Annotated in this window: 22 protein-coding genes; 11 read left to right on the plus strand and 11 right to left on the minus strand. The window is 53.0% G+C overall.

Going from position 1 to position 22,864, the window contains the following annotated elements; translation table 11 throughout:
- Positions 1 to 8: 8 nt before the first annotated feature.
- Complete coding sequence (locus RBB62_RS03465; protein WP_309397083.1) at positions 9 to 650, minus strand: phosphatase PAP2 family protein; 642 nt, start codon at positions 648 to 650, stop codon at positions 9 to 11.
- Between the two features lie 290 nt (positions 651 to 940).
- Here RBB62_RS03465 and RBB62_RS03470 point away from each other — a divergent pair, with 290 nt between their 5' ends.
- Positions 941 to 1,579 (plus strand): GOLPH3/VPS74 family protein, encoded by a 639-nt coding sequence (locus RBB62_RS03470; protein ID WP_309397085.1) that lies wholly within the window; start codon positions 941 to 943, stop codon positions 1,577 to 1,579.
- An 84-nt stretch (positions 1,580 to 1,663) separates the two neighbouring features.
- Positions 1,664 to 2,443, plus strand: coding sequence for a carboxylesterase family protein (locus tag RBB62_RS03475; protein WP_309397087.1), 780 nt, complete (start codon positions 1,664 to 1,666; stop codon positions 2,441 to 2,443).
- Between the two features lie 18 nt (positions 2,444 to 2,461).
- Here the strand turns inward: RBB62_RS03475 and RBB62_RS03480 are convergent, their stop codons facing one another.
- The 4 genes from RBB62_RS03480 to RBB62_RS03495 all read right to left on the minus strand — a co-directional run bounded on the left by RBB62_RS03480 (position 2,462) and on the right by RBB62_RS03495 (position 5,282).
- Complete coding sequence (locus tag RBB62_RS03480; RefSeq protein ID WP_309397089.1) at positions 2,462 to 3,058, minus strand: NTP transferase domain-containing protein; 597 nt, start codon at positions 3,056 to 3,058, stop codon at positions 2,462 to 2,464.
- Positions 3,059 to 3,067: 9 nt separating this feature from the next.
- Positions 3,068 to 3,307 carry a hypothetical protein gene (locus tag RBB62_RS03485; protein ID WP_309397091.1) on the minus strand — a complete coding sequence of 80 codons (240 nt, stop codon included), beginning with the start codon at positions 3,305 to 3,307 and terminating at the stop codon, positions 3,068 to 3,070.
- 9 nt (positions 3,308 to 3,316) lie between these two features.
- The gene (locus tag RBB62_RS03490) at positions 3,317 to 3,898 is read right to left on the minus strand and encodes a hypothetical protein (RefSeq protein ID WP_309397093.1); all 582 of its coding nucleotides are present in this window, start codon (positions 3,896 to 3,898) and stop codon (positions 3,317 to 3,319) included.
- 637 nt (positions 3,899 to 4,535) lie between these two features.
- The gene (locus RBB62_RS03495) at positions 4,536 to 5,282 is read right to left on the minus strand and encodes a hypothetical protein (RefSeq protein WP_309397095.1); all 747 of its coding nucleotides are present in this window, start codon (positions 5,280 to 5,282) and stop codon (positions 4,536 to 4,538) included.
- Between the two features lie 290 nt (positions 5,283 to 5,572).
- On the opposite strand from RBB62_RS03495, the gene RBB62_RS03500 reads away from it, so the two are divergent.
- The 8 genes from RBB62_RS03500 (at position 5,573) to RBB62_RS03535 (ending at position 15,377) form a co-directional block, all read left to right on the plus strand.
- Positions 5,573 to 6,952, plus strand: coding sequence for an ABC transporter substrate-binding protein (locus RBB62_RS03500; RefSeq protein WP_309397097.1), 1,380 nt, complete (start codon positions 5,573 to 5,575; stop codon positions 6,950 to 6,952).
- Entirely contained in the window at positions 6,949 to 7,866 is a 918-nt protein-coding gene (locus RBB62_RS03505) for a carbohydrate ABC transporter permease (protein WP_309397099.1), read from the plus strand. Before RBB62_RS03500 ends, RBB62_RS03505 begins: the two co-directional genes overlap by 4 nt.
- The gene (locus RBB62_RS03510) at positions 7,863 to 8,705 is read left to right on the plus strand and encodes a carbohydrate ABC transporter permease (protein ID WP_309397101.1); all 843 of its coding nucleotides are present in this window, start codon (positions 7,863 to 7,865) and stop codon (positions 8,703 to 8,705) included. Before RBB62_RS03505 ends, RBB62_RS03510 begins: the two co-directional genes overlap by 4 nt.
- Positions 8,706 to 8,844: 139 nt before the next feature.
- On the plus strand, positions 8,845 to 10,149 hold the full coding sequence (locus RBB62_RS03515) for an IS1182 family transposase (RefSeq protein WP_309397103.1): 1,305 nt from the start codon (positions 8,845 to 8,847) through the stop codon (positions 10,147 to 10,149).
- An 888-nt stretch (positions 10,150 to 11,037) separates the two neighbouring features.
- Complete coding sequence (locus tag RBB62_RS03520) at positions 11,038 to 11,745, plus strand: DNA-binding domain-containing protein (protein WP_309397105.1); 708 nt, start codon at positions 11,038 to 11,040, stop codon at positions 11,743 to 11,745.
- A 394-nt stretch (positions 11,746 to 12,139) separates the two neighbouring features.
- Positions 12,140 to 13,414, plus strand: a complete 1,275-nt coding sequence (locus RBB62_RS03525; RefSeq protein WP_309397107.1) for an NERD domain-containing protein — start codon at positions 12,140 to 12,142, stop codon at positions 13,412 to 13,414.
- Positions 13,415 to 13,483: 69 nt separating this feature from the next.
- The gene (locus RBB62_RS03530; protein ID WP_309397109.1) at positions 13,484 to 14,503 is read left to right on the plus strand and encodes a hypothetical protein; all 1,020 of its coding nucleotides are present in this window, start codon (positions 13,484 to 13,486) and stop codon (positions 14,501 to 14,503) included.
- A gap of 1 nt (position 14,504) precedes the next feature.
- Positions 14,505 to 15,377, plus strand: coding sequence for a hypothetical protein (locus RBB62_RS03535; RefSeq protein ID WP_309397111.1), 873 nt, complete (start codon positions 14,505 to 14,507; stop codon positions 15,375 to 15,377).
- Between the two features lie 79 nt (positions 15,378 to 15,456).
- Here RBB62_RS03535 and RBB62_RS03540 read toward each other — a convergent pair whose 3' ends face one another.
- A complete protein-coding gene (locus tag RBB62_RS03540) occupies positions 15,457 to 16,461 on the minus strand; it encodes a virulence RhuM family protein (RefSeq protein ID WP_309397113.1) in 1,005 nt (334 codons plus the stop codon).
- Positions 16,462 to 16,643: 182 nt separating this feature from the next.
- Here RBB62_RS03540 and RBB62_RS03545 point away from each other — a divergent pair, with 182 nt between their 5' ends.
- Positions 16,644 to 16,775 carry a hypothetical protein gene (locus RBB62_RS03545; RefSeq protein WP_309397114.1) on the plus strand — a complete coding sequence of 44 codons (132 nt, stop codon included), beginning with the start codon at positions 16,644 to 16,646 and terminating at the stop codon, positions 16,773 to 16,775.
- Between the two features lie 232 nt (positions 16,776 to 17,007).
- Here the strand turns inward: RBB62_RS03545 and RBB62_RS03550 are convergent, their stop codons facing one another.
- The 5 genes from RBB62_RS03550 to RBB62_RS03570 all read right to left on the minus strand — a co-directional run bounded on the left by RBB62_RS03550 (position 17,008) and on the right by RBB62_RS03570 (position 22,842).
- Positions 17,008 to 18,507: an ADP-ribosylglycohydrolase family protein gene (locus tag RBB62_RS03550; RefSeq protein ID WP_309397115.1), complete on the minus strand. Its 1,500-nt coding sequence runs from the start codon at positions 18,505 to 18,507 to the stop codon at positions 17,008 to 17,010.
- A 114-nt stretch (positions 18,508 to 18,621) separates the two neighbouring features.
- Positions 18,622 to 19,626, minus strand: a complete 1,005-nt coding sequence (locus RBB62_RS03555) for a hydroxyacid dehydrogenase (RefSeq protein WP_309397116.1) — start codon at positions 19,624 to 19,626, stop codon at positions 18,622 to 18,624.
- A gap of 38 nt (positions 19,627 to 19,664) precedes the next feature.
- The gene (locus tag RBB62_RS03560; RefSeq protein ID WP_309397118.1) at positions 19,665 to 20,375 is read right to left on the minus strand and encodes a type II secretion system protein; all 711 of its coding nucleotides are present in this window, start codon (positions 20,373 to 20,375) and stop codon (positions 19,665 to 19,667) included.
- 116 nt (positions 20,376 to 20,491) lie between these two features.
- Positions 20,492 to 21,421: a hypothetical protein gene (locus RBB62_RS03565; protein ID WP_309397120.1), complete on the minus strand. Its 930-nt coding sequence runs from the start codon at positions 21,419 to 21,421 to the stop codon at positions 20,492 to 20,494.
- Between the two features lie 155 nt (positions 21,422 to 21,576).
- The gene (locus tag RBB62_RS03570; RefSeq protein WP_309397122.1) at positions 21,577 to 22,842 is read right to left on the minus strand and encodes an alginate lyase family protein; all 1,266 of its coding nucleotides are present in this window, start codon (positions 22,840 to 22,842) and stop codon (positions 21,577 to 21,579) included.
- Between the last annotated feature and the right edge of the window lie 22 nt (positions 22,843 to 22,864).

Here is a 22,864-nt window from a genome sequence, read left to right on the forward strand (position 1 = left end):
GCACGGAGCTAGAGTGCCACCCGAGCCCGACGCACACAATACATATTTATGGCAAATACCATCACGCCAAGCAGAACGCCAAGGGCGACGTCGATGAAAACGTGCTGCTTGGTCGTCATAGTCGACACGACGATAGCCAGCCCCCAGACGATGTTAAGCGCATGCAACCAGCCTGGGCCTTTGACCACACGCAGCATCCATGTGGTCCACAGCGCGGCAAGCACCGTGTAGCTAACGTGCATCGAGGGGCAGGCATTACCGGCCATCTCCTCGCCTTTCATGAAGGAGAGCCACGCGGGGTATTGGTCCCAATCGATGTCAAAAGGCGGCGCCATCGTCGGGTAGCCCACAAAAACACCCAGCCCAATGATCGCCATAAGCAAGGCGCCGAGAAAATAATTCCAAAGCACTTGCCGTGCGCCCATGAAGACCGTCGGAATGCATATGTATATCCAAAGTGAAAAGTAGACCCAGGTGGTCCACGGCAAGAGCGGAGCCCAGTGATCTGGCGTCATCAGCGGCATGACGCGGACCGGGAAGAGCGGGTTACGCATCACGTAAAAATAAACGACCATGAAAAGCGTGATCGCCATCGTCTCCCCAATAGCCTTTAGCCAAAAATGGGCCACAAGGCGTTGTTTCCAGCTCATCGACATCGCCGCTTAGCACGGACGAATTTGGGCGAACTGACAACCCGTATTCTTGCCAACAGGCCAGTGCACAGCACAAAAGTTTGCGCTACATTCCACAAATTGCCTCTAAAATGCACCAAAAATGGCATAAAAGTACTGTTTTACGAAAAGGCAAACCGCCAAAAATCTCCACATGTCGCTGATTACCAATGGCTTACATCCAATCAAACCCAAATAGTAACCGGAGGACGCCCTTCGGCCCGACAATTTCGTTGCCACTGCTATCTCTGAACGTAATAAAGCCTGACATGCTCCGATTTGCCGAAGAAATTACCCTGCTTGCCTTGAACGATGAAACCGGCGTCATGCACCGTAATGTGCCCCGCCGCGCTTTTGATTACGCGATCGCCGGTGCGCTCATGATGGAACTGGCCTTCATCAACCAGATCGACACCGACACGGAAAATCTGATCCTCATCGACACCAAGCCGACCAGCGATCCGCTGCTCGATGAAGCGTTGTCGATCATTAGCGGGCTCGGCGCACAGCCCAGTATCGTCGCCACCATCGAAGCACTCGCAGCCAAAGCCGAGCACTTCGAGCCGCGCATCTTCGCGGGCCTTGTCCACAAGGGCATCCTGGAGGAGCGCGAAAAGAAGTTTCTGTGGATTAAGGGCGAGCGAACCTACCCCATGATCGATGGTAAGGAGGAAACCGAGGTGCGCACCCGCATCCGCATGACAATCCTCGCCGAAGGTGCAATCCCCGATCCGCGCGACGTGGCAATCATCGCACTCATGGAGGCGACCAAGCTTTACCGCGTGATCTTCATCAACGACGAGCTCAGCCACTGCCGTAAAAAGATCAGCCAGTTTGCCAAGATGGACTTTATCGGCCAGGGCATCACCGAGGCGCTCGCCAAGGCCGCGGACATCCGCGACGAATAGCCTATTTGTCGGCTCGCCCCAAGCCAATGCCCCCAGCGTTTCTCACTTGCGGGAGCAGATTTTAAGAGACAACATCATACCGCTATGACAGCTCGTGACTTGCAACTGATTCATACGCGCAGCTTCTGTGCGGGTCTATTTGCACTAACACTGTTGGTGCTGGGGACGCCGCTTCGTGCCGGAACCGAAATTAACCGACAACGCAGTGCGCACTTTGAGCGCGAGATCGTCAAGACAGTCGAGGCCGATTACCTACTGTATCTGCCAGAGGGCTACGAAGAGGAACCCGCCAAGAAGTGGCCGCTCATGATCTTCCTGCATGGTTCCGGCGAACGAGGCAACAACCTGAAAAAAGTCGCCTGCCACGGCCCGCCCAAGCTGGTCGAGAAGGGCAAGGAATTCCCCATGATCATAGTCTCCCCCCAGTGCCCACACGGCGGTTGGTGGAGCGTGGAGATGCTCAACGCTTTCTACGACGACATCATGGAAACTTACCGCGTCGATCCAGACCGAGTCTACCTGACCGGCATTAGCATGGGCGGCAACGGCACTTGGAATTGGGCCGTGAACAACCCTGAGAAATTCGCCGCCATTGCGCCGGTATGCGGCTGGGGCCCTGATGTGAATTACGCTGCGCTCAAGGATATGCCCATCTGGGCATTCCATGGTGACGAAGACCAAGCAGTGGAGTTATCTAAAGGCCAAAAAGCAATCGACGCAGTCGCCGAAGCCGGCGGCGAACCGGAATTTACTGTCTATGAGGGCGTGGGCCACAACTCCTGGGACCCCACCTACAGCAACGACGCCCTCTACGACTGGATGCTCTCCCACTCACGCGAAGAACGCGTGAAGGTGGAGGATTAGCTAGCGCGAGGCGCGCTACTACCGCCCGCCGAGAAAACGCGTTTGCGCGGCCAGGTAGTCATCGGCCGTCACAATACAATCCAGCTGAGTCGGGTCCTTCGGAGCGACCATCTGGACGGCGTCCCCCTGCTCTTGCAAAATACGCTTGGGCGAGCGCTCGCCAGATTTGGCGGCGTTGAGCAAGCTGGCCTTGAACTTGTTTTCGTAAATCGTGCAGAGCGGCTCAGGCTCACCGCTGGGCGTCTTAAAACAGGTGGCTAACTTCTCCTTGTCGCGAGCAGCGATGATTTCCTTGATCGTAAAGACGTTGATGAAGGGCATGTCGACGCCCAGCACGAGCCAATCTTTGTCCCGGTGGTAAAAGAAGGCAGAAAGGATGCCGCCCAACGGGCCAATCTCACCCATACGGTCAATGATCGGCTCGGCACCTACCGTGTAATCCTGATCGTCTCGAACGGAGATAAACACCTGCTCGCAGTAGCGCTTGAGCATCCCGATGCTGCGATCAAGCTGAAGCTGGCCTTTGTAAACGAGCGTGGCTTTATCGCGTCCAAGACGGCGGCTACGGCCTCCGGCCAATACCAGGCCGTAGAGATTTTCCTGAACAAATGACATAGCTTTGGACTAATTCTCGTCAGCCGGGACGATCGCCACGACGTCGAGCTGGGTGAAATCTGGTTTGGATTTATACGAGTTGAATGCGTCGGCTTCGCTGGCAGCACGTTCCGGGCTAAAATCAGGCAAAACCAGCTGCGCCTCAGCGACTGAAGCTTGAGCTTGGGAATTCTCAGCGCTTTGGCAACCCGTTTGCCACAGGCTGCCCAAAATCATCACCCCAATGCCAATATTTCGCAAATTGCGCATACTGACCGGCTACTTCGCGACGGTCGGCGCGTGCTCACTGATGATCGACGATACGAGCTGCTTTTGCCCATCAGTCAGTGTCCCGCTTTTCATCACTGTATTAAGCTGGGCGACCGCACCTTGATAATCCCCCCCTTGAATCGCCTTAGTCGCGGCGGTCACGGGGCCGGAATCCGGCAGTTGACGCTTGAGCGCGAGTACTTCCACATCGCTACGCAGCGAAGTTGCGAGGCCCTTCTGCTCGTCAGTCAGTTTGGCGTCCATGAGCTTATTAATGTCTTGCAGCGCAATGTAGTCCTGCTTCTGCGCAAGCGAAGTCATGGAATTGGTCAACAATGACTGAAGCTCAGGGTTGCTGCCCAGCAAGGATTGCAACTGCTTGGAAGTATCCACAGCGTTGGCGACCATAGATTGCATCGAGGCAGCCTGCGACAGCGTGCTGGCGGCGTCCGATCCGATCGCGTCACTCGCTGCGCTTTCGGCGCTGGATTTTGCCTGTTCAGTCGCCGAGTCTTTGAGGCTATCAAAAAAGCCTGCGGAGGCGCTGGAAACGCCGAGAGAAAAAACAAGAAGCGTAGTAAGGTATTTCATGGTCATTTCGAATTGGTTAAGGAAATTAAAGTGTGAAGCAATCGAAGTGTAAAATCCAGTAAAAAGCCTTTATTAATGCTGCCTCAAGCTGGGCATTTTTAGACAACAGAGGCTTATATTTAAGAGGATCTACAGGTTAATACTTAGCTCAGCCTCCGGGGGCTCACTCCCAGTTATCCCTTTGAGTCTCCCTGATCTAATCAAACCTCTAGATATTTGCATTTCAAGGAGATAGGGAATCCCCGATCAAGAATAATTTTGTTTTTTCGCGTTACTCGGGCACTATTGAAACCATGAGAAACAAGAAGCCAGACCTGTCAGCACTCAACCACGCTCCGCTTCACCAAGCCGTACCGGCCTACACTCGCAGCCACACGGAAGGCACAGGAATGATGAAGCTAAATGGCATAACGTGCACCAGTCAGGATACTGCCCCACGCGGCGGTCTGTTCCGCCGACTTCTAGGTCGCAAGTCAGCCTAATTGACTCTCCCACGCTTGCGGAATTCGCCAAAGCCCATATCTAATTGGGCACGGTCCAGTGTAGCTGCCGACTGGACGGCGGTTATTGAAGCGGGCCCAGTCGCACGTCTCCACGCCCAATTGACGATAACTCAGCGCGACAAGTCGCCAAGTGATCATTCCGAATCGAGGAAAGTTGCGATATCCGGCAGGTGCTTTTCCCAGTGACCACTCGGCAGACGGACCAGCCAGGGATCAGTCGGACGAGTGAGATCGATGGGCTCCTCGGGCAGGTCGTCCTCGTCGATGTCGAGCAAGTCTATCGCGTCGATATCGTCATCGAAGGCTAGAGAAAGACGGCGCGGCTGTGGTTCAAGAATGAGCGCAGGGTTCTTCACGCGGCCCTTTTTTACGAGCTCAAAAAGGCATGGGTAGTGGTCTTGCTCGTAGGGTTTCTTAAAGTCGCTGAACCACTTGTTGGGCACGCCTTCGCGGCGGTCGAGGAGCACGACGTCGGAAAAGTGAATACAGGCACGGTGCCAAAGCTCCAACTTCGGCTGTGCGTGAAGAAGTTGACAATGAACCACCGTAATGATGCGCGCCAGTGACTCACCGCTGATTTGAAGCCACTCGCCAAAAGCCTCAAGGTAGTCCAACGGGTTGCCGCGTCCGGAGGCGATGATGAAGATGGCCTCGGCATCGGCGGGCGCCTGAATGTGGCGCAGTTCTTCGTAAGCGAGCACGCGATTGCTGGCGCGCGCTTCGAGCTGCTCGGTGGCGGTGGAATCAGATTCGCTGGCATGCTGAGCAACTACGACAACCTCGTCGTCGGCAAAACCGCCTTCGATCAGGTCACGCACGACTCCACGGCGTCCGGCACCCTCGGCACCCAGAATAAAATACACTTCGGCCATGCGGAGCATTCTGGCGTTTGCACCAAAATTACCAAGCATGATTTACGAAGAGTTCGCAGGTTCGTTAAAGATGACTTACGGACTTTAGATCGACCCGACAAGTTGCTGCACTATCATGCTTATTGCGACTCCGGCAGCCAAAGGGCCAAGCATGGTTACGATTGAGGCGTATGAATGCGGGGCGCACAGCGAAGATGGCCGCACTTCCTTCGGAGCTTCGCTACGGGTGCGTGCATTTCAGACCCACCGCCGCAAAGCCCGCTTGCTTTTCCGAACGCACGGCTGTTGACTCCATGCCCATGACCGGGCGCCATCCCCCCGCCAGCTATTCACAACTTCTGTTTGCCGCCTGCGCCATGCTGGTCGCGGTGTGCCTGCTCGGCGGATGCGCGGACAATGAGCCCGACGATGGCCGCATTCATTTGGATTACTGGGAGGTCTGGAGCGGCTTTGAACGCGATGCGATGCAGCAGCTCGTTAATGACTTTAACGCCTCGCAGGACCGCATCACCATCAACTTCCTGTCGGTCAGCCAGATGGAGCGTAAGCTCCTGCTGGCCACTGCTGGCGGCAACCCGCCCGACATCGCTGGCGTGCGCTCAGCCGATATCCCCGTCTTTGCCGAGAACGGCGCGCTAACCCCGCTCAACCGCTACGCCAAGCTTTACGGCATTGCGCAGGACGACTACCTGCCCGCCGTGTGGAACATGATCAACCTGCATGACCGCCTCTGGGGGCTGCCCACCACCCCCGGCAACACCGCGCTCCATTGGAACAAAAAGCTCTTCCGCGAAGCCGGGCTCGACCCCGACACGCCGCCCAAAACCATTGCCGAACTCGAAGCCATCAACGAACAAATCACCCGCTTCAACGAGCGCGGCGAAATCGAAGTGCTCGGCCACCTGCCCAGCGATCCCGGCTGGTGGCAGGACGCGTGGTGCTACTGGTTTGGCGGGCAGTATTGGGATGGCGAGCAGATCACTGCCGACGCCCCGGGCAACATCCGCGCGCTCACGTGGATCGGCACTTACCCCGAGCGCTTTGGCCGCGACAAGTTACTCGCATTTCAGGACCTGAGCGGCAACTTCGCCTCGCCGCAAAACCCGTTTTTCCAAGGCCGCATCGCCATGCAGATTCAAGGGCCGTGGATGTATAATTTCATCAACAACTTTGCGCCTGAAGACTTCGAATGGGGAGTCGCGCCCTTCCCCACGGAGAAGCCCGAAGACTACGGCGTGAACGTTGTCGAAACGAACCTGCTCGTCATCCCGCGCGGCGCCAAGCACCCCAACGCGGCGTTCGAATTCATCGCGTGGATGCAGCAGCGCGAGCACATCGAAAAGCTCTGCCTCCTGCAGCGGAAGTTCTCGCCGCTCATCCAAGTCAGCGACACATTTTACGCCGAGCACCCGAACCCCTACATTAAAATTTACCGCGACCTCGCCGCCGATCCCCGCGCCACCGCCCGCCCGCCGCTGACCACGATGCACGAATATCAGGCCGACATGAACAACGCCAACAACAGCGTGAGCCGCGCCGTCGCCACGCCCGCCGAGGCCTTGGGTAAAGTTCAGCAGCGCCAGCAAAAACAGTTCGACCGCATGCAGCGACGGTGGAACCAGGTGAAGGAAACGCGCGAGGCCGAATGGGACGCGCTTGACCAGGAGGCCGCCCGATGACCGGCCGCGAAAAACGCAACCTGCGCCTGGGCCTGCTCTTCATCAGCCCGTGGTTGACCGGCTTCCTGCTGATGTCGCTCTACCCACTGGTCAGTTCGTTCGCGCTGTCGTTTACGGACTACTCGACCTTGTCGAAGCCAGTCTTCATCGGCGGCGAAAACTATGCCGACATGGCCGTCGATAAACTCTTCTGGCAGTCCATTTGGAATACCGCCTACTTCGCCGCAATCAGCATTCCGCTCAACCTCGGCATCGCGCTTTTCCTAGCCATCCTGCTCAACTTCGATCTGCCGGGTAAAAAGATTTTCCGCACAATTTACTTCCTCCCGTCGCTCGTGCCCATGGTCTGTCTCGCGGTGCTGTGGCAATGGATGCTCAATGGCCGCATCGGGCTCATCAACAATGCGCTGCGGCCGTTCACGGATTTTCTCAACGGCGCATTCGGCACGAACTTCATGCCCCCGAACTGGCTGGCCGACCCTGCCTACGCGAAGCTCGGGCTGATCCTCGCGGGCGCGTGGGGCGTCGGCAACATGGTCGTCATTTTCCTCGCCGGCTTGCAGGATGTGCCGCGCGCGCTTTACGAAGCCGCCGACCTCGACGGGGCGAACTTCTGGCAGAAAACACGCCACGTGACTCTGCCCATCATCTCGCCCGTCATTTACTTTAACGGCATCATGTCGCTCATTGGTTCGTTCCAGGTTTTCGCCGTCCCTTACGTGATGACGGGTGGTGGCGAAGGCCCCGGCCGCTCGATGCTTTTTGCGGCAACGTATATTTTCAACAAGACCTTCCGCAGCCTCAGCATGGGCTACGCGTGCGCCATTTCGCTGGTGCTGTTCTTGATCATCCTCGGGCTCACCCTGGCGGCGACGAAGCTCTCCGAGCGCCACATCCACTACGAAGGCAAATGAAGTCCGACGCCGCCAGAAAGACCCAAACCATCTGCCTTTACGTGCTGCTCGTGCTGGGTGCGGCGATGTTTCTCGCGCCGTTTTTGTGGATGGTGTCGACCTCGCTCAAGCCACTCAACGAAACGATGTCCATCCCGCCGCGGTGGATTCCCAGCGAGTTCCTGTGGGAGAACTATCCCGAGGCGATTGACGAAATGCGCTTCTTTTGGCGCTACCTCGGCAACACACTTTTCCTCTGCGTGATGACCGTCATTGGCACGGTGTGCAGCAGCGCGGTGGCCGCCTACGGCTTTTCGCGCATCGAATGGCGCGGCCGCGACAAGGTGTTTATCCTCGTGCTCGCCACGATGATGATTCCGTTCCCCGTCGTCATGGTGCCGATCTACACGCTGTTCAAGATCATCGGCTGGACGGGCACCTTCAAGCCGCTCTGGGTGCCGACTTTCTTCGCGGGCGCGTTCAATGTATTCCTGTTGCGGCAGTTCTTCCTCACCTTGCCCAAGGAGCTGTCCGAGGCCGCGCGCATCGACGGCTGCAACGAGTTTCAAATCTTCTGGCACGTGATCATGCCGCTGGCTCGGCCGGCGATAATCGTGGTCGCGCTGTTTCAATTCATGGCGACCTGGAACGACTTCATCGGCCCGCTGATCTACCTCAATGATCAGCAGGACATGACGCTCGCCCTCGGCCTACAGTCCTACCAATCGCAGGGCGGCGGCACGAGCTGGAATTACCTCATGGCCGCATCCACGCTCATCGTGCTCCCGGTCATCGTGCTCTACTTCTTCTGCCAACGCTACTTCGTCGAAGGCATCGCCACCACCGGCGGCAAAGGCTGATTGTTATCTGGAAATAATATTTTTATTGATTGCTAGCAGCCTGTCGGATTTGATGGCCTAGCTGTGGTGAAGTTGATTTGCTGTTTTGATGGATTTTGTGACAGTAGATCGTGACACGCCTCTTTTGTTGCCGGTTGATATGCGTGATTGGGTTGCGGAAGACGACCCGGTGCATTTCATCCTGGAGGCGGTTGATCGCGTTGACTTGAGCGCTTTCAAGGTAAAACGCACGCGAGCGGGCAAGTCGCAGTATCCGCCGCGGATGCTGTTGGCGCTGCTGATTTACAGTTACAGCCACGGATTGTTCGGTTCCCGCCGAATCGAGCGTGCGACCTACCGGGACGTTTGCGTGCGTTACCTGACGGGCGACACGCACCCGGACCACGACACCATTTGCGCTTTTCGTCGTGAAAACCACGCAGCCTTCACGGCGTGTTTTCTTGAGGTGCTGCTGCTGGCGCGCGAGTTGAAGCTGTTCAAGCTGGGCACGGTCGCCATCGATGGCACGCACCTGAGGGCCAACGCGAGCAAGGACCGCAACGTCACCTACGAACGAGCCCGGCAGCTCGAAACGCGCCTGAGCGCGGACATCGAGGCGCTTTGCACTCGGGCCGAGCAGGCCGACAACACGGAAGTAGACGAGCGCTTGCCGGCGGAGATTGCCCGTCGCCAGGCCCTGCGTGAGCAGATGGATGCGGCCCAGCGGACCCTGCAAGCACGGGCCAAAGAGCGCGCCGCCGCCCAGCGCCCAGCCTACGAAGCCAAACTTCAGGCGCACCAAAAGCGCAATGGCAAGGGCCGTCGTCCCAAGCCGCCGAGCGACCAACCTGACCCCGGCGAACAAACCAATCTGAGCGACCCGGATTCGCGCCTGATGCGCAAAGGCAAAAACGGCTCAGTGACGCAAAGCTACAACGCCCAGGCCAGCGTTGACGCCGACGGCAGCCAACTGGTCGTCAGCGCCCACATCAGCCAATGCAGCGCCGACAACGGCGAGCTCGAAGCAGGCATCCAAAACATCCCCGCCCAACTGGGGAGCCCTGAGCGAGGTCTTGCCGACAGCGGCTTCGTCCAGATCGAAGCCATCGAACGCATCCAGCAAAGCGGCATCGACCTGTATGTGAGCGTTCAAAACGAAGCCGCCCACAACCAGCGCCGCTACGATTTACGACCCGAAAAAGCCCTCGCCAAAGCACCCCAAAAACTCGTCCATCCCACCCTCATCGACATGCGCGAAAAAATCCGCACCGAAGCCGGACGCAAAATCTACGCCCTGCGCCAACAAAGCGTCGAACCAGTCTTCGGCATCATCAAACAAGCCATGGGCTTTCGCCAGTTTTTACTCCGTGGCCTCTCCAAAGTCAGCGCCGAGTGGACCCTCGTATGCCTCGCCTACAACTGCAAACGCCTCTTCAACCTCACCCAACAACCACAAAACGCCTAAAATCCACCAACAAGCCCCAGCGGCTCACCAAACCACTGCCACAAAACTCCAATACCCCCGAAAAACCACCGGCTCATATCAAACATCACCAATAGACCACGCAGCGACCAACTCCTCGACAGACACAGCTCTTAAAGGAAACTCTTAAAGCCGACAGGCTGCTAGGTATCAGGACACAAACAAACTGCTAAGCCCTGAAGGGGCGGCTTCATGAGGCAGTGCTTTCAGCACTCCAAAAACAGGTTGATTATTCCTAGGGCTGCGCTGCGTCGCTGAGCTCCTTGCTGACCCTAGGCTAGCATGAGACCGCGCCTTTGGCGCTCAGAATGAATGTCCGTTGGCCCTAGAGACTCCTCCCTACCCTCCGTGCCCTCCCCACCCTCCGCGCTCTCCGCGTTCTCTGCGGTTAACCCCTCGTCTCGTTAGCTTCCCGCTCTTCCCGATCTTCCTGTTTAAAAAATACGCATCCCTGGCTTTGCTCTCTTTCCTCCCTTCTGTTCAAAACCCACGCCCCGCTAGCCCCGTCTCCACCTTCCTCACCTTTCCCCAACTTTTTTCAAAAAAGTTTTCTGCGGCCCCGAATTTCCCGCCCGCAAAGCCCCGTTTCACTATTAGCTAGAGCCACTCACTATTAGTCAGTGGCTTTCACTACGAGTGAGTAGCTCTCAGTGGCGCCAGAAAATAGACATAATATCGAAAAAGTGGCCCACGCAGCCCATATAGCCCACGCAACCTGTGTAGCCCGTGCAGTCATTGACCGTTCTCATGCTTCTTGATATTATCCACTCGTCACTGGGGCGAAGGCGCCCGCCCAAGCGACACTTAACATCAATCCAAATAACTCACGAACGTTCTCACTTACGAACCTTCGAAAATCACAACACCACTATGAGCATCAAATACAAACTCCTCCCCAACGCACTGACCAACGACGGCAGCTACGCTGCATCGATGCGCCTCGGCGATCCATTCGATCTCGAAGCCATCATCGCCGACATGGACGAACGCGGCACCACCGTCGCCGAGTCCGAAACGCGCGCCGTGCTGATCGAGTTCCTGCGCGTCATCAAGCGCCAGGTCCTCGCGGGCAAACGCGTCAACCTCGGCGGCCTCGTCCGGTTGTTCCCGTCCATTCGCGGCGTGTTCCTCGGGCCCGATGACGCCTACGACGAATCACGCCACGAGCTCGTGCTTCACGCCGTTGCTGACCGCAGCCTCCTGAATGGTCTGCGCGACGCCGCGGAAGTCGAGAAGCTGACCGAACCGGGCGTCCTGCCCATTCTCCAGCGGCTCTATGACCACGGTTCGACCACCTACGACAACATCCTCTCGCCGGCCAATACCGCCACGCTGAAAGGCGACCTGCTCAACTACAACGCCGTCCGGGCTGACGAAGGCCTGTTCCTCATCAACCTCACGGACCAAACGGAAACCCGCGTCGAGCAAGTCCCGCACAACGTGCCCAAGGAACTCCTGTTCCTCGTCCCCGCCGACCTGCCTGCGGCCACGAGCTTTGCGCTCGAGCTGCGCAAGCGCTTCACGCCAACCGGTGCCCTGCGCGCCAGCCGCCTCGAAGCCACCCTGGCCACGGCCTAAGCCTAACGAGATCCACAGCTGCCAACCACCAACGTCCCCGCCTGCCACGGCGGGGGCGTTTTTTTGTGCGTACCCCAGACCTTGGAAAACCACCAGTGTTTTCCAGCAAAACCCACTGGTGCATTTTGCGAAAACCCACTGCTGTTTTTTGCCAAATTCCACTGGTGTTTTTTAACAGAATCCAATGGGGCAAACTGACAAAAACCACTGGTGTTTTCTGATCAAAAACTCCGGAGTTTTGTAACCCAACCAACCAGTGTTTTCCGACGCAAAACACCTAAGGGTTGCGACACAACCCACCAGTGGATTGCGTCACTAAACACTGGGGCAAACCGACAAAAAACACTGGGGCAAACCGACAGAAAACACTGGTGGATTTTGTCAAAAAACACCAGTGGGCCCAAACGCGACCTCGTGCGCCTATGAATCTCCGCTCAAGCTGGAGGGCGACGCTCCGTCGTCGCCGCACCGCGCCAAGCCACAACCAATTCCACGAAACGGCGATCAGTCATTGCTGGGTTACACCGAGTGGCGCAATTTCTTAAAGACAATTGCCAAGGCTGAAACCGCTTGCGAAGGCTCCAACCATTTTGTTGACGTCAACAAAATGGTAGAAATCGGATCAGGTGGGCAACGCGAAATCGAGGATGTCATGCACACCCGCCACGCCTGCGACCTCACCGCGCACACCGCCGCCCCCCTCAAAAATGAGGGCGCAAAGAAGTCGCTTCGGCACCCGGCGGATAGGGTAATAACTTCAATGGCCATCCGCATATTCTTTGCCTTCATCCTCAGCCTGCCTGCCATGTGGTTCGCCGGTTGGGCGTTCCTCGATTACCGGAAAAAGAAGACATCCGCCCGCCCGTTTTCCAACGACACCTCGCGACCACCCGGTGAGTCTACCCGCCGCAAACTCGAAGACCTGCAATGGGACTACGTTGGCAAACTGCTCTTCATCTTCATGCTAGCATGGCTGAGCATATTCCTGTTTTTGCTGGTGCCGCGTGTCCCAGCTGACCCCAACGCGGAATTTAACATCTGGACCTTCCTCTTCGTGATCACCACGCTTGCGGTCTTGTTCTTCACCGGCTTTTGGCAATCGGTGAAGCTGCGAGCTCTCCTCAAGAAAGTCGCCGCCTACAGCCTCGGGTTCGATGGCGAGCGCCACGTCGGCCAGGCGCTCAACCGGCAAATGCGGCGACCGGAAGTCAGCTGCGTTTACCACGACTTCGTCTTCGAGCGCGCGGGCAAAAAGTTTAACATCGACCACGTGGTCGCCGGCCCGGGCGGCGTGTTCGTTATCGAGACCAAGACCCGCCGCAAGCCCCTCGACGCCGACCAAAAGCCGAACTACAAAGTCCGCTACGACGGCCAGCGCCTCCACTTCCCCCAAGGCTCCTACGACGAGCCCATCGCCCAAGCCCAGGCTAACGCGCGCACCTTCGCCGAATGGCTCTCCGGCCAGCTGGGCCACCAAATCTCCGTCACCCCGATCATCGTCATCCCCGGCTGGTGGATCGACTACCAAAACCAGGGCCGCGGCCCCGCCGTCATCAACGACGCCATGATCAAGAGCTACGCCTTCCACTCACCCTACCCACTCGAAACCACCACCCTCAACCGCATCGACGCCGCCCTCTGGCGCGAGAACGCGGAGTCGTTGAATTGAGCAAATTAAATATAGCGATTCCACACTTATAAGTTGATTGCCTATAGAACATTCGCAGTATCCATAGATATGATAAAACTGAACACCAAAAATGAAGATGGCGTAATCAATGGCATTTTCTTAACGGGCAACACCAGCTATGGATATTCAATTCAAAACATTTATCCACTCATCAACAGACTTCACATCCAGAGGAAAATTCAAAATGAGAAGTTCTATAAGAGATTGGAGACTGACCTTACAAAGGGCTGCATTATGCCTCCATTAACCTTAGCGCTTGTAGATGATAAAAACCTTTCAAATGCGTCGCTTAAAGAGCTGGAATCCCTAGTCAACAAAAACATTAGAAGCGCATTCGTACTAGACGGGATACAGCGCTTAAACACGCTGAAAAGAGTATATGATAGAGGAAACCTAGACATAGACCTGCCAATATTCCTCAACATAATCATCTGCCATTCCAAAGACAATCTACTGTATCGGATGATCACTTTGAACAATGGGCAAAAGCCTATGACCGCTAGGCATCAAATTGAAATGCTGGCAGCCAATATCTACGACTTTAAAAAGCTTGGAATTAACATAGTAACCGAAAAAGAGTCAGCACAAAAACGGCCAAGAGACGCCTTTAAAAAGTCAGATATCATATCTGCTTACATTGCATTTCTGAGCGGTAGCACTAATATAGAAAGCGCCAAAATAATCGAGTCCAAGATGGATGAGCTCATTGCTCGTCAGATTATTGAATCCAAAAATACGTCAAGTGACATTGAGTTTGGCGATGTAATCAAAGAGATCGCCCGATTTACAAGGATAGAATACCTCATGAAGTGGTTTAAAAACCTAAATAACTTAATTGGATTCGCAGTTGGGGTGAAAGACTCCCTAAGAGAAGTCAAATCATGCGACACTGAATCTTTTCTAAACACGATCAAAACCTTTGAAAAAGCATTTTCAGATCTAGATGTATCAAAAATCAAGCTCAGTAGAGAGCGTCGAAAACTAACAGAAGAACTGTTTAGCGATTTCATTACCTTCCAGGTCATGGATAGTGACGACATGCTATTGCGGTTTAATGAATTAGATTAAAATGCCATTTCAATATACCGAGGCAATTGGCTCTCGCTATCTGAGGCATGTCCCGCAGAGCCTTCAAATCACATCGAATGAAAACTGGGAGTTATTCGTCATCCGAATGCTTACAGGAACATGCGACATAAAACATACCACAACCGGCAATTCCATCACACAGAGGAAAAACCTGACTACCGCAACAGAAATCTCCCACACAAACATCACATCAAAAACACTAAGAGATTCCTTAAGACCGCTAACATTTAATGAATGCGAAAAATACTTAAGAGACTTCTCTCGACCAAACTCCGGGCTATTCAGAAATGTCTCATGTGAATTAGCTTATTACTTTCATTATTCACAAGAACACACACACCTCCCGGCATTCCTACATATCTACAGAATACTAGAGTATATTTCATACTCATTCCCATTAGTTCACGCATCCAATTCAAGCAACTTCCAAGGAACCTTCACAATGCTAAAAGGCTTCTTCAGGGGAGATGGCGGGGAACTCAAGTTCTTCAACAAGTTCGTCAACAAACTATTCGATGGAGATCCTATTTTAAATGCAACCGCAGACATCAATCTAGTCGGGCTAGACCCTATACTGGCAGCAAGATTCACCTCTTGCTACAGTGAAAAGTTAGACGGCATGATAACTGTCGACACACAAACGAATGAAGCATCAATAAAATATTCTGAGATCATCAACGCTATAGTCACTATCAGAAATAAATATTTCCATTTTGCAATAGGCGGCCAAAAAAATATAGACACTTATCAAATAAAAGAGCCAAACGAATTCTTCAGAATATTAAACCCAATATTCATTAACTGGATTGGAATAATATACTTTGAGATACTTAGAAGCATCGCCAGTTCGTAATCGATGCATACCAACATGGGAAATGCATGAACATTAGACATTAAACAAAATCAGACCTTAATCCCATACTCGCCCACCATCACTCCGGCTTAGGCATCCGCTTCAGCTCCTCTTCAATCTGCTCTAGCTCAATCAAGTCCTCGGCGTCAGCTTCTTGTTGGCGGCGGTGGGCATCGAAGGTTTCGTAGCGGTCTTCAGCCAGAGTGCGGGCCTCATCGCCAGTCAGGGAACCATGGTGATCGAGGACGGGGCGTTCATTGAACTCAAGGAGGCGGTCGACATTGCGGCGCCAGAAATCGAGCGTGAGGTCCTGACGCTGCTTGGCGCGCAGCTCGGCTTGCTCCAGGAAGATCACCACAAGGCGGTTGAGCGTATCGATCTCGTCGGCCGTCAGGTAGTTCTTGGCAACGACAACATCCAATTTGCGCACCCGTGAGCCCTTCCAGGCCGTCAGGCCCATGTTGGGTAATTCCGGGTTGGCGCGCTCGCGGATGAGCTCGGCGGCGGTCAACTCCGTGACGGCGTAGAGGAGCTTGTTTTGCGTTTCGGCGAAGAAGAGTTGGGCGTCGCGATCGTTGCTTTGGTAGTCGCGGCTCAAGGCAAAGAGATCGCGCACCTTTTGGTAGAAGCGCTTCTCTGAGGCGCGGATGTCCCGAATGCGCGCGAGCAGCTCATCAAAGTAATCCCAGCCGCCGGGGTCCTTAAGGCGCTCGTCGTCCATGACAAAACCTTTGACGAGGTATTCCCGCAGGTGGCGCGTGGCCCATTGCCGGAATTGCGTCCCGCGCTCGGAGCGAACGCGATAGCCGATGGCGAGAATGAGGTCGAGATTGTGGAGCGTAATCCGGCGCTTTACCTGCCGCTGGCCTTCGGTTTGAACTGTCAAGGATTCCTTGACAGTTGCCTCGGCGGTTAGCTCACCCTCTTCAAAGATATTGTTGGCGTGGAGGCTGACGTTTTGCTTGGTGACCTGAAACAGCTCGGCGATTTCCAATTGGGTGAGCCAGACCGTGCCGCCCTCGACGCGGAGGTCGATGCGCGTTTCGCCATCGGGCGAGGTGTAGAGTATCAAGTCGTCAGCCATGGAATCAATCGTTGACGATATTTCGTGATATGCAGCCGATTCGCGCAAGGGTTTTCCGTGACAAAACGGCGCTCGTGACGGAATGACGGACAGCCAACTGCACACAGGTATCACCCCCGCCCATGCGTGACATCTCGCATCGGCAATTGACTTTGTGGGCTGGCTAAATGTCCAGCAGGGCCATGAGCGAACCACAGCCGCACCCTTTTCTCGACCCGTCCTTTCACGTTGCCTGGAGCAGCCTCGACCCTGAGCTGATTGAGGAGGACAGCGCAAGGCCGAGCTACTCGACCGCAAGGACTTTGCCGCGCTGACACTGGGCCCGCGCATGGTCAAGAACGGCAAGGCCGCCCTGGCAGCCTGTCGGCTTTAATTTTTCGAGCCGCGAGAATGCCTCAGAGTTACTTTTCGACGAACAAGGCAGGGTCAAGCCACCCCCCGAAATGCTCCCAATCCCGCATAAACGCATTTAAATCCGGCAGGCTGTTTGTGTGCGAACTGACCCGTAGAATTGAGCAGCGGTGTCTGGCAGGTGTCCAAGTCGAATTATTTTATCCATGGAAACGAAAGCCACAGATCATTATCATCGCAATTACTTAAACCGACGACCCACTCGACGAATTTCGTGCTATCCGGTTTGTTCAAAACAGCATGTAGCGTGTGTTCCCCCTTATCTAAATGCATGTCGACTGATTGATGCATTGGGACCCGATGTGGGGAAGGCGCCATTCGACCTTCCTCCCGTCCAAAGCAAAACTGATTGTTGAGGAATACCAGGCATGGATGAGGCGAGTTAAACATAACTCGTGTGCGCATGCGTTGCTCCAACCTAAACCGGTATTGAACAAAAATTGCGTTTTCGTGGACCTGGCTGATGTCAAAACGAGCAAATGTACCATCGAAATTAACCGGTGTCATTGGTGGTAAATCAAGTAAATAGGGCTTACCCGTTTGCCAGCCATGACTAAACCAATCGACATCCTTACTACCAACATATGCCCGAATTTCCAGATCCCGGTCGATTGTATGCGGGGTTGCCCGTTTAGGCCACTTTCCATCCAAGCGCTTGTTCAAACTTAATATTAAATCTGTAAAGCCACCAAGCGTATCTGGTGGCTGAATACCAGTAATTTCCTTACTCAGAACCAGGTTACGACCAATTGGACGAAGCCATTTTTCATCTATACACTGAGGGTTCATAATTCCGAGAAGTGCACCAACTGTCGCTGCGGTACAATCCGTATCCTTGCCGCAATTTGCTGCGGTGCAGATACTACGACTAAAATCACCTGCTCCATCTAATAGAGCAAGATAGATGAAAGCCAAATTCTCAGTGACATTCGTAAAATTCTCATGTCCGTATTTAGCTAAGACTTTGGCACGTATTTTTTTCCAATCATGACACTGGTCCCACCAAAGTTGGGTGTCCTGGATGGCTTGTCGCAACTGCGCACCCTCAGGGATATACTCCAAGCCGATACTAATAACTTTATTGATGTCACTTTCGACAAAGGCAGCACTCTGAAGGGAGGCTAACCAGACCTCTGCCCAAAGCCCATCCCCGGCGTGATCCAAGCATGCGTCTTCACGAGCATAGGCGGCCGCGAGTGCGGGATTTCCAGGAGCCAAGCACGCCCATATTTCGCTACGAATCGCCGCGCCCATGCCGTTTGCAAACCAATTGTCATAAGCGCCGGTCAATGGAGGCAAAATATCATTTTCAAGATTTCTTTTACATACACCATACTCATCCCAGGGAAAATTAATATGGTCACGCCATCCTTTGATAAAGAGCTCTGGACAAACGTTAGGACGCTCTCCTCTTTCATCTAATAGACATGCCCACAGCACCTGAAGGTCTAAGTCGTCGTTAGCAAGCATCGTCTCGGGCACTGGGTCGTAGTAAGTCAGCTTAAGGGGCCCAGTGTGCCCCTCGTATGGCATCCCCAGTGTCCCCCCTACTGCCTTTCCCAGCCAGCACCCCATTACTCGATCACGATAATTTGGTATTGCGAGGACGTCTTCTTTTACCTTTGAAAATGTCATATGTATTTGTCTCCTGACTTGATTAAATCCCCCTAAAGTATGCGTTCGCACGTAAACACATATCATTGAGGCTTATCTCAATAAACTTGGAGTAGATATTCACAGCATCTAGCACTATGCCATCGTTAATAAAACTTCTTCTGTGACTTCGTGCTCCAAATCAAGTCCCTCTAAGTAGCGTTCAAGTTCATCTGCCATGTATTCACCCAAGCGATAGCATTCAGTATTCAGGCTACCCGCAATGTGAGGTGTGATAAATGCATTTGGCAATTTCCACAACAAGCTGTCGGCCGGGCATGGCTCAGGACTGGTAACATCTAAAACAGCATCGATATCGGTACGCTCCTGTAGAAAAGAAATCAACGTCGCTTCATCGATTAAAGCACCGCGAGCTGTATTGATCAGTGTTGCATGCGGCTTCATAGACGCCAGCAATGTATTATCTATCATTCCTTCTGTTTCAGGAAGACTCGGTGCGTGTAGGCTGACGACATCCGATGAAGCAAATAACTCCTCTAGCGAAACACCATGAGCGCCAATTGCATTCGCCGACTCTTGACTAATGAAAGGATCGTAAGCAAGGACATTGAGCGAATGCCCATGAGTCAAAAAGCTAGCAACTTTTCGACCAACTGCTCCTAAAGAAACAATGCCAACTGTTGAGCGAAAAATGCCCGCTGCCTCTGGCGGCTTTTGCCATGCATGGCTCATCTCAGTGCGTTGCTGTGCACGCCAATATTTTTTAAGGCTTAGCAAGATTGCAGCATAGGCAAACTCTGCAGTTGGGATCGCATTCGCTCGCCAAGAAGAGGACACGCCTATGGATCGGGATCGGGCTGCTTCCGTATAAAACCCACGAATTGAGCCAGCCCCATAAAATACATGCTTTAACTGGGGCATCGCATCCAGGAAATAATCATCCATCAATGGCATTCCCCAACCTGACAGAATGCATTCAACGGTAGCTAATTCATCTGTATGCTCGCGCCAATTTTCCGCTGTGATTATTCTACCAAGGGGACGGGTCAATTTGCCTATCCGCCGTTGCGTTTGTTCCGAATAGATTCTTCTTAATGAAACAGAACTTAGTATATACGCACTTTGTGGAAGTTTTGACATAGATTTGAATTGTACGAATGTGGCTATTTAATATAATATTACTTTTCGGTTACCCGCCACAGCCTGTCATTGCCAACTACATCCTCTCGCGTTAGCGCCTCTGCATTCCCGCCAAAGTAAACGGCGGCAGTCTTACCATCATATCGATAAGCGACAGCATGTTTCGTATAAACTTCGGAACCTGGATATTTGTCTGCACCATCGATGTGGATAATCCAATCTAATGCATCAGAAAACGCGAGTTTCCGGGGCGGGTTGAAAATATCAGAAATGTTCACTTGATATTTTTCGTTGGGCTCACCCCATTTTGCGCTAAGGCTTGTAACATTATAGCCATAGGCCCGCTCGATTCTTAGCCCTTTTGAATTCGAGATTTCTGCGTTGGGTGCAACTAATCCTTCTGGCCAATTTTTCCCTGGCTCAATGGCAAGATATTGGCAAAACTCTGGATCAGTGTACCACGTAAAGGAATCGCCCTCCTCTGACCAATAGGCTACGGGAACGAAGGCACCCATATGCTCATTACTATATAAAGTATTGGCTAATTGCAGTGAGCGCAGATTGCTTATGCTTTTACTAAGCGCTGCATAGTTACGGACTCGTGGTATACCCGCTAGAGCTAGCGTGCCGAGAATCGCGAGAATGGCAATAACGGTCAATAGTTCCACGAGCGTAAAGCCTTGGGAGAGGGCTTTCTGCTGCAAGATTTGACTCTTATTTGGCACGCCCAAATGGGATAAAACATTCATTGGAGAGATGAATTGGAGGGATGCATCGACTACATTTTTCAACAAAAAGCCGCCCTCAATTCTTGAGGTTAATCCAAATCGTATATTATTAGAGAACGTCTATCGTGTCAGAGCCATTAGGCTCCTCCACGACGATGTTTTCTAGAGAAGCAACGAATGCCAACCAGGAAGACCGCTGGTAATATCAACATGAATGAATTTGCTTCAGGAATAGTGGTTCCAGTCACAGAAAATTCCGAGACGCCAAATGAAACGACTGAAGAACCGCTAGCATCACCAGTAAAGCTATCATCGCTAAAATTGACACCTACAGCAGTTACACCGCTCAAGCTAATGGTTTCGAAGGTTGCTGAGCCAGCATCGAACAGTATCGAGCTTTCTGGAGAATAAACAGCCCACTGAGTAGAGGACAATTCACTACCACTGATTGAAATTGTGTTTCCGACACCGTTACCACCGCTTATGGTTGCTTCCGAGAGATAATACACTCCATCAATTTCAACCATCCACCGTCCTACAGGTGAGAACTTGTCTGCTGGCGAACCACTTGAATTCTGGTAGAAGCTAATCGAAAATCCATCAACACCTACGTTTCCAGTTTCAAAACCGGCGTTGAACTCCTCCTGCTTAAATAGATAGACGGCAGCAAATGAGAATGTGCCGCTTCCCCATCCCAGCGAGCGAAAGGTTTGCAGCCAAAGGGTATCGTTAGAACCGAGGTTGGAGTAATTGTTTCGTACGGCTTGATTCGAGAATCCGCTATCAATGTCGCTACTAGTAAAGATGTAGCCACCATAGACTTTGGGACCCGAGTAGCCGCTTGAGGGACTCAGAGCGGTTGTATCGCTAAAGGCGTTCTCAAAAATGTATGGGCCCGAGCCCGACTCGCTTGCAGTGCGTTCAAAGCTGGTATCGCTATCAACATAGGATGCCGAAGGCCCGAATTCGAAGACTGTAGCCGCTTGGCTGGAAGTGAAGGCACCAGACAATACCAAGGTCAACGCGGTTGAGAGAATACTTCCATGTAAGGGGTTGTTTATTAACATCTTATTTTGATTTTGTGTTATTGTTTAGGGGTGAAAGGGGATTTAATTTGACATTATGCAAGTATTGGTTGGCCAATCAATATTGGCATTCCTGATACAGTTCAGCGAATCGATCAGACTTTTTAGACGCCCTCTTAGAAAAACAGCCGATCAACTTACTCAGGCACAGGAGCAAATACCAAACGAATGTAAGTATCTTTTTTCTTGGGCTTTGGCGCTTCCAATTCCCAGAGGCGACAGCGTGGGTCGTCAAAGCGCTTCCCCGCACGGCGAAATACCCCCCAGAGGTCTTTACCATCGTTCTCCTTAAGCTCGCTGTACGGCCACTCCTCAGGATGATCCATATAATATCCCAAATAGGCAACTGCCCGATGGATGCTCTTGTCTTGCTCAGGAAAAGCCATCCCAAGCTTATCGCTAACTGCCAAAATATTGAGGTAGGCTTGCAGACAAAAAGTAGAATAGTGCAACGGTCGTGTGCGTTCAAGTTCCACTGGCATACTGCCATCAGGCTGAATCTGCTGAGTCAGACTAGGCGCCTTCTCAGCGTAAATGCCTCGAATTTCGTCACCTCGCCCACTGAACACGCCGTAAGCCCCAATTTGCGCAAAATACCAGACTCCATGATTATTCTTTTGTGCAGACTCTTCCGCCGCGAAGTCACTTGTCAAAAACCAATCAAGCAATTCGCTTACCCATAGTTGAAGTGCAGCGTTATCTTCATCTGTCCAATGCGCTGAGCCTTGAATGAGCACCACGGCATCAAGCATAGTTGGCAGAGACCATGTGTCTATCATGCCAATTGAGCGACCTTCACACAATCCAGGTATCGCCTGCGCATAGCGCAAATGCGGATTCATTCGAGTCGATTCATTGAGAAAGAATGTCCGCAGCCAAAGAGCAGCACACTCAGAATATCGTTCATCGTCAGTAATATAGTATGCTAATGAAAGTCGACGCACCGCATTCAGGACAGCCCCCATGCTTTCCATGTCTTTAAAGTTATCCTTGTTGAATTGCCCATCCTTTCGAATGTAAGGTTTGCCATCGTCAGTGTTCGGATTGGGCCACCAATAGGGTCCCATACTTGAATAATCATGGCGGTCTCCACTTGCCGGAAGTGATGTTTTATTTACGATAGTGGCGGGTTGGCGATTCAGAGCCTCTTCCGCAAGGCGAATCAATTCCTCAACCTCTGGAGACTTCATATCCGGGTTCTCTCTGTAGTTTGCTTGCATTTCTGCAAGCCACTCACCCTGCCATATTGTAGTATTTGGAATAGCATCGGTGGAAGGCCCATATTGAGCTTCCGAATGCTCAGACATGTCCGGCACTGTGCTCGCCTTTTGGGTATTATTGCAACCAACTACAAAAAAAAGGCCAGCAACTGCTACAAAGCAACTTATCCAGGGGGTTTGCATGAAGACAATATTGAGGACCGCA

Origin of the sequence: Cerasicoccus maritimus, assembly GCA_031296935.1 — a bacterium.
Taxonomy (GTDB): Bacteria; Verrucomicrobiota; Verrucomicrobiia; order Opitutales; family Cerasicoccaceae; genus Cerasicoccus; species Cerasicoccus maritimus.

Coding starts and splice junctions, on each gene's coding strand:
- RBB62_RS03465 (WP_309397083.1), bottom strand. CDS start 650: ATGAGCTGGAAACAACGCCTTGTGGCCCATTTTTGGCTAAAGGCTATT.
- RBB62_RS03470 (WP_309397085.1), top strand. CDS start 941: ATGCTCCGATTTGCCGAAGAAATTACCCTGCTTGCCTTGAACGATGAA.
- RBB62_RS03475 (WP_309397087.1), top strand. CDS start 1,664: ATGACAGCTCGTGACTTGCAACTGATTCATACGCGCAGCTTCTGTGCG.
- RBB62_RS03480 (WP_309397089.1), bottom strand. CDS start 3,058: ATGTCATTTGTTCAGGAAAATCTCTACGGCCTGGTATTGGCCGGAGGC.
- RBB62_RS03485 (WP_309397091.1), bottom strand. CDS start 3,307: ATGCGCAATTTGCGAAATATTGGCATTGGGGTGATGATTTTGGGCAGC.
- RBB62_RS03490 (WP_309397093.1), bottom strand. CDS start 3,898: ATGAAATACCTTACTACGCTTCTTGTTTTTTCTCTCGGCGTTTCCAGC.
- RBB62_RS03495 (WP_309397095.1), bottom strand. CDS start 5,282: ATGCTCCGCATGGCCGAAGTGTATTTTATTCTGGGTGCCGAGGGTGCC.
- RBB62_RS03500 (WP_309397097.1), top strand. CDS start 5,573: ATGACCGGGCGCCATCCCCCCGCCAGCTATTCACAACTTCTGTTTGCC.
- RBB62_RS03505 (WP_309397099.1), top strand. CDS start 6,949: ATGACCGGCCGCGAAAAACGCAACCTGCGCCTGGGCCTGCTCTTCATC.
- RBB62_RS03510 (WP_309397101.1), top strand. CDS start 7,863: ATGAAGTCCGACGCCGCCAGAAAGACCCAAACCATCTGCCTTTACGTG.
- RBB62_RS03515 (WP_309397103.1), top strand. CDS start 8,845: ATGCGTGATTGGGTTGCGGAAGACGACCCGGTGCATTTCATCCTGGAG.
- RBB62_RS03520 (WP_309397105.1), top strand. CDS start 11,038: ATGAGCATCAAATACAAACTCCTCCCCAACGCACTGACCAACGACGGC.
- RBB62_RS03530 (WP_309397109.1), top strand. CDS start 13,484: ATGATAAAACTGAACACCAAAAATGAAGATGGCGTAATCAATGGCATT.
- RBB62_RS03535 (WP_309397111.1), top strand. CDS start 14,505: ATGCCATTTCAATATACCGAGGCAATTGGCTCTCGCTATCTGAGGCAT.
- RBB62_RS03540 (WP_309397113.1), bottom strand. CDS start 16,461: ATGGCTGACGACTTGATACTCTACACCTCGCCCGATGGCGAAACGCGC.
- RBB62_RS03545 (WP_309397114.1), top strand. CDS start 16,644: ATGAGCGAACCACAGCCGCACCCTTTTCTCGACCCGTCCTTTCACGTT.
- RBB62_RS03550 (WP_309397115.1), bottom strand. CDS start 18,507: ATGACATTTTCAAAGGTAAAAGAAGACGTCCTCGCAATACCAAATTAT.
- RBB62_RS03555 (WP_309397116.1), bottom strand. CDS start 19,626: ATGTCAAAACTTCCACAAAGTGCGTATATACTAAGTTCTGTTTCATTA.
- RBB62_RS03560 (WP_309397118.1), bottom strand. CDS start 20,375: ATGAATGTTTTATCCCATTTGGGCGTGCCAAATAAGAGTCAAATCTTG.
- RBB62_RS03565 (WP_309397120.1), bottom strand. CDS start 21,421: ATGTTAATAAACAACCCCTTACATGGAAGTATTCTCTCAACCGCGTTG.
- RBB62_RS03570 (WP_309397122.1), bottom strand. CDS start 22,842: ATGCAAACCCCCTGGATAAGTTGCTTTGTAGCAGTTGCTGGCCTTTTT.